We start from the raw sequence: 5118 nt of genomic DNA, 5'->3' as shown, positions 1-5118 counted from the left end.
TATTTATATAAGTTTCTTATTTTTAAAGTACTATTTTCAAAGTATGTTATAAATACTTTGTATAAATACATATAATAGTTTAAAGAGATTGATTCTTTAAATATAGAGTGGCGAGCTCTTATAGATATGTACTTTTAAATAAGAAAGGAGATAGATAAGTAAGTGTCTGTAATCAATAGTTTTATTCTACAATATGGATTAATCTCTGTATTTGTATTAATTATGATTGAGTATGCTTGTTTTCCATTACCTAGCGAAGTTGTATTGCCATTATGTGGAGCAATTGCCGCAAGGAATCATTTTGGGTTTTTGACAATTTTGATTTTGAGTATAATTGCAGGTATACTTGGGTCAATATTTTGTTATACAGTAGGAAATTGGGGTGGGAAATCTATCATAAATAAAATAGTAGAGATTTGTCCAAAGGCAAAGAAAGGAATATTTGCATCTCAGGACTATTTTAATAAGTATTCTTCTATTTCTGTTTGTGTATGTAGATTAATTCCATTATGTAGAACATACATATCTTTTATAGCAGGTATAGCGGGTCAGAATATTATAACTTTTGTAGTATCATCTATTGTAGGAATTACCATATGGAATACTTCACTAATTAGCATAGGGTATATTTTCTCAGAGAGTTGGGTAAAAATAATGTCCCATTATAATGATTATAAATTCCTAGTTCTAATTATACCAATAGTTTTGATTCTTATTGGATTTACTATTAAGTCATATATACATAAAAAACATCATAAGTTAAGATTATAGAAAATTAATAGATTTTTTCATCATTTTTTATACTTACTGTAAGATTTAAGTGTTTGAGATAATTTCTAATAATCAAAATCCCCGTTTTTAGTACAATGTAGAAACGGGGATATTTAATGTCAAATTGTAATGAATAAGTTAAATTTAATAATGAAATAACATATTGAGTAGTAGTTAAGAGCAATTAATTATCAGCTTTATTTTTATATACAGCTATTTTTTCTTGAATATCCAAGTACACTTATTACAAAAGAAACAATGAATAAGACTATAACTGTAGTGAAAGCCATCAACAAATAGGATTGAGTAGAAGTCATAATGGTAGAAAGTCCAGGTCCATCCTCAAAATATTTGATAAAATAGAAAATAGGAACGACGAAAAGTAATCCTATTGTTTGTGCTGAACGGAAACCAAACCAATATGTAAGAGGTAAGCAAATAGCAGTACAAGTAAGTGGCAAAATAATTGCTGCAATAATAGATAAGCCCAATATACTGATTTCAAAATTACCATAGAAAATACTGCTCATCAAACTAAATATAATGCTTCCAGATAAACTAAAAATCAATGTGCATATAACAGAAATATATTTGCTTGCCACTACAGAATATCCACTAACAGGCATAGCTAATTGATATTTTTTCCAGTTTACATTCTCATCACTTGCAAAACTTATAATGTTTTGCATACCTATTGAAATAGAAAACATAATTGAAGTCATTAATCCAGCATATATCCCCATATTCATAATGAGAAGGATAATAGCCAATATTGCAATTATAATAAGTTTCTTATCAATACTTTTAAAAAAAAGATAGAAGTCTTTGTAAATTAATCCTCGCATAATATTCCTCCTTTAATATAGAAAAGCATAATATCTTCCAATGTCGCATTATCAACAACTACATCCTTATATTTTCTTCTTGCAGTTTCTTTATCATCAACTAAGCATTCTATACTCATATTTGTCTGTTTGCAAATAAGGTAATCATCTTGTGAGATAGTTTTAAATTTTTCTTTTCCACATCTAATAATTCCATAATTGTAGATTAAGTTATCTTTTTGTTCTTCAAAAACAATTTCTCCTTTATGAATTAGTATTACATAATCTGCAATTTTTTGTATATCTGATGTGATATGGGATGAAAAGAAAATAGAGTGTTCTTCATCTTGTATGAATTCCAAAAACAAATCCAATATTTCATCTCTACTAACAGGGTCAAGCCCAGTTGTTGCTTCATCTAAAATTAGAAGTTTTGGTCTATGAGCCATAGCACATATAATAGAAAGTTTCATTTTCATTCCTTTGGAAAATGAGCCAATAGTTTTTTTTAATGGAAGTTTGAATTTTTCTAGATAATGTTGATAAAGTGTATCATCCCATGACGTATATATGCCAGATAGTATTTTACTGATATGTTTTACAGTAAAAATATCATGGAAATTGCACTCATCAAAGACAATACCAATATCATTTTTAATTGAATACGTTGCATTGTCTACCCCAAATATCTCAATTTTTCCATCATCTTTTTTCAATTCATTCAGTATCAAATTAATTGTGGTACTTTTACCAGCTCCATTCTCTCCAATAAAGCCAACAATTCTACCTTTTGGAATACAAAATGAAACATCTTTTAATGAAAAATCATCAAAATTTTTATATAAGTTTTGAACTAAAACATTATTCTTTTCCATAGTTTACATCCCCTTAATCTTCATAGAATAATTTGAGAATATTGGTCATCTGCTCATAAGATATACCATGTGTTCGACCAATTTCTGAAACTTTTTGCAATAATTCTTCTGCTATTCGTAACTGTTCTTCTTGGATGAACTCTTTATTTTGACTAGATACAAAACTACCTTTACCAGACACAGTTTCAATAAATCCATCACGAGTTAAATCCTCGTATGCCCGTTGAACAGTAATTACACTTATATGTAAATCTTTTGCTAGACTTCTCATAGATGGTAGCATCTCACCAGCAGATAATGTTCCATTCATTATAAGACTTTTAATCTGCAAACATATTTGTTCATATATAGGTTTATCACTACTATTACTAATGATTATTTCCATTTAATCCTCCTATACTGTACTTACTGTACTTGTTAGTTAAGTACAGTATAGGCCTATAAATCAGTTTTGTCAAGATAATAAATATAAAAGAGAGAATAATACAATAATTTATATGTTAGTCACCTTATATCCTTTTATGCTAAAATGGTGTTAAGAAATGAAACAAATACTATTTATATAAAAGGGGTAAGAATATGGATATAATAGATAATCTAAGGGTACAAGGGGTAGATGAGAAACTTATTGAAGATATACTATATTTTAGACGTTATTATGCTCTAGAGAAAGATTTAGAATACAGGGTAACTAAGTCTAAAACTTATTTTTATGGAAGAGATATTTTGTCTATGTGTATAGCAGCTATTTTGGAAGAAGAAAATATATTATTATCAGGACCAAAAGCAACAGGAAAAAACTTACTTGCTGACAACTTAGGTGAGATATTTAATAGACCTCAATGGAATACATCATTTCACATAAATACAGATAGTTCAACACTTATAGGTACAGACACATTTATAGATAATGAAGTTAAGCTTAGAAGGGGTTCTGTTTATGAATGTGCCATCAATGGGGGATTTGGTGTATTTGATGAAATTAATATGGCAAAGAATGATGCTGTAGTTGTAGTACATTCAGCTTTAGATTATAGAAGACTGATTGATGTTCCTGGATATGAAAGAGTAAATCTGCATCCAGCAACGAGATTTATTGGGACTATGAATTATGAATATGCAGGAACAAAAGAACTTAATGAGGCACTAGTATCTAGATTTATGGTAATAGATATTCCTCCTATAGAAGAAGATAAGTTGATGATGATTTTAAAAAATGAATTTCCAGATGCTGATGAAGAAAAATTAATGCATTTTGCAGGAATATTTCTAGATTTACAGTTGAAGTCTCAAAATGGTGAAATATCTAGTAAAGCTATTGACTTGCGTGGTCTCATGGCATCACTTAAGACTATAAGAAGAGGGTTGAAACCAACTCTTGCAATTAACATGGGACTTACAGGAAAGACCTTCGATATATATGAGAAAGAAATGGTTGGAGATGTAATTAAAACTAGAATACCTAATAAATGGGAGAGTATAGATGTATTTCCAATAAGTCATATTTAATATAGGTGAGATTATGAAATGGATATATGATGATTATGAATTTGAAAACAGAGCAAATAATTTATCTTGGACAATAGCTGGAGATTACAATGAAAGTATAGATATATCAGAAAAGGATTATTCTTCAAAAGAAATAGGTTTATATTTTGCAATAATTGCAGGTGCTAGAAGAAAGTATGTAGATTGGGACATAGTAAAAAAATACCTTACAAATAGAATACGAAAAGGATATGACAAAGATATTATATTGGGTCTGATTCAAGTCATATTAAATACAATAGTTGAAGAAAAGGCTATTAAAGATAGACCAGGGATAGAAGATATAAGAAGAAATGCTTATAAAGATATTGTTTCACGTTTTACCAAAATACACAATGACAATATTATGGATAAAATTAAATATGCCTTTGTACTTTATAATATGGACAAGCATCCAGCATTAGATAGTCTAACTAGAAGAATAGTTAATGACATAAAGAATATAGATACAAATCAAGATATTATGGAGATTTTAAAAGCATTAGATGTTATATATTTAACTTATTTTGAATATATATTAAATGGAGAAGAAAGTAGTTCTACATATGATGAAAATAATGTAAAAGATGTTGATGTAAATTTTGATACATTTGCTGATTTTATGTATGAAGAACTTTATAGTGATGAAGAAGAAAATATTATTGAAAGTGATATAGACTCTATATCTTCATCTATGCTTATAGAGGGAGTAGGAGATTTTGAGGATTCTCAATCTAGCAATTCAGCAGACAGAGTAATATATGTTGATGAAGAGACTGCAAATAAGATATATTCAAAGATAGAACATTATTATGGGAAAACTTATTTGAGTAAAGGTGAAATTAAGAAGATTGAAACACAAAATTGTAGAAATGTTCATGAAGGGTGTAGAATACACTTTACAGATGGAGTTCTTAGAAGTGAGTGTAATAATGTATTCCAGTTAAAATATGTGACAAGGCAAAAAGAAAATAATTTAGGGAAATTTAGAGAACATGCTAGAATGTATAGACAACAGATAAAGAGATTAAAAGAAAGCCTAGTTAGAATTTTGATTAAAAAATAGCTACGCACACTTGTGACTTTAGTCGTGAGTTAGTAGCTAAAATAGTCAGCATATG

General features: G+C 28.4%; 6 protein-coding genes. 3 read left to right on the top strand and 3 right to left on the bottom strand.

Annotated elements, in window-relative coordinates:
- Positions 1-162: 162 nt before the first annotated feature.
- Positions 163-771, top strand: a complete 609-nt coding sequence (locus Q3287_RS19310) for a DedA family protein (protein ID WP_074179956.1) — start codon at positions 163-165, stop codon at positions 769-771.
- A 203-nt stretch (positions 772-974) separates the two neighbouring features.
- On the opposite strand, the gene Q3287_RS19305 is transcribed toward Q3287_RS19310, so the two are convergent.
- The 3 genes from Q3287_RS19305 to Q3287_RS19295 are packed head-to-tail and all read right to left on the bottom strand — an operon-like array spanning position 975 to position 2855.
- Positions 975-1616 (bottom strand): ABC-2 transporter permease, encoded by a 642-nt coding sequence (locus Q3287_RS19305; protein ID WP_054268996.1) that lies wholly within the window; start codon positions 1614-1616, stop codon positions 975-977.
- Positions 1604-2470 (bottom strand): ABC transporter ATP-binding protein, encoded by an 867-nt coding sequence (locus Q3287_RS19300; RefSeq protein WP_407964671.1) that lies wholly within the window; start codon positions 2468-2470, stop codon positions 1604-1606. Before Q3287_RS19300 ends, Q3287_RS19305 begins: the two co-directional genes overlap by 13 nt.
- A gap of 13 nt (positions 2471-2483) precedes the next feature.
- The gene (locus tag Q3287_RS19295; protein WP_054268998.1) at positions 2484-2855 is read right to left on the bottom strand and encodes a GntR family transcriptional regulator; all 372 of its coding nucleotides are present in this window, start codon (positions 2853-2855) and stop codon (positions 2484-2486) included.
- Between the two features lie 194 nt (positions 2856-3049).
- Between Q3287_RS19295 and Q3287_RS19290 the strand changes: the two genes are divergently transcribed.
- Together Q3287_RS19290 and Q3287_RS19285 are read left to right on the top strand one after the other, a co-directional pair.
- Positions 3050-3979 carry an AAA family ATPase gene (locus Q3287_RS19290; protein WP_407964670.1) on the top strand — a complete coding sequence of 310 codons (930 nt, stop codon included), beginning with the start codon at positions 3050-3052 and terminating at the stop codon, positions 3977-3979.
- Between the two features lie 13 nt (positions 3980-3992).
- A complete protein-coding gene (locus Q3287_RS19285) occupies positions 3993-5063 on the top strand; it encodes a hypothetical protein (RefSeq protein WP_407964669.1) in 1071 nt (356 codons plus the stop codon).
- Positions 5064-5118: the final 55 nt, after the last annotated feature.

This window comes from Clostridioides sp. GD02404, from assembly GCF_045898275.1.
Taxonomy (GTDB): domain Bacteria; phylum Bacillota; class Clostridia; order Peptostreptococcales; family Peptostreptococcaceae; genus Clostridioides; species Clostridioides difficile_A.
The sequence above is the reverse complement of the archived record's forward strand: the minus strand, read 5'-3'. Positions and strand labels throughout refer to the sequence as shown.

What these genes read in the sequence shown, in the direction of transcription:
- Q3287_RS19305 (WP_054268996.1), bottom strand. Translation starts at nt 1,616, where the DNA reads ATGCGAGGATTAATTTACAAAGACTTCTATCTTTTTTTTAAAAGTATT.
- Q3287_RS19300 (WP_407964671.1), bottom strand. Translation starts at nt 2,470, where the DNA reads ATGGAAAAGAATAATGTTTTAGTTCAAAACTTATATAAAAATTTTGAT.
- Q3287_RS19295 (WP_054268998.1), bottom strand. Translation starts at nt 2,855, where the DNA reads ATGGAAATAATCATTAGTAATAGTAGTGATAAACCTATATATGAACAA.
- Q3287_RS19290 (WP_407964670.1), top strand. Translation starts at nt 3,050, where the DNA reads ATGGATATAATAGATAATCTAAGGGTACAAGGGGTAGATGAGAAACTT.
- Q3287_RS19285 (WP_407964669.1), top strand. Translation starts at nt 3,993, where the DNA reads ATGAAATGGATATATGATGATTATGAATTTGAAAACAGAGCAAATAAT.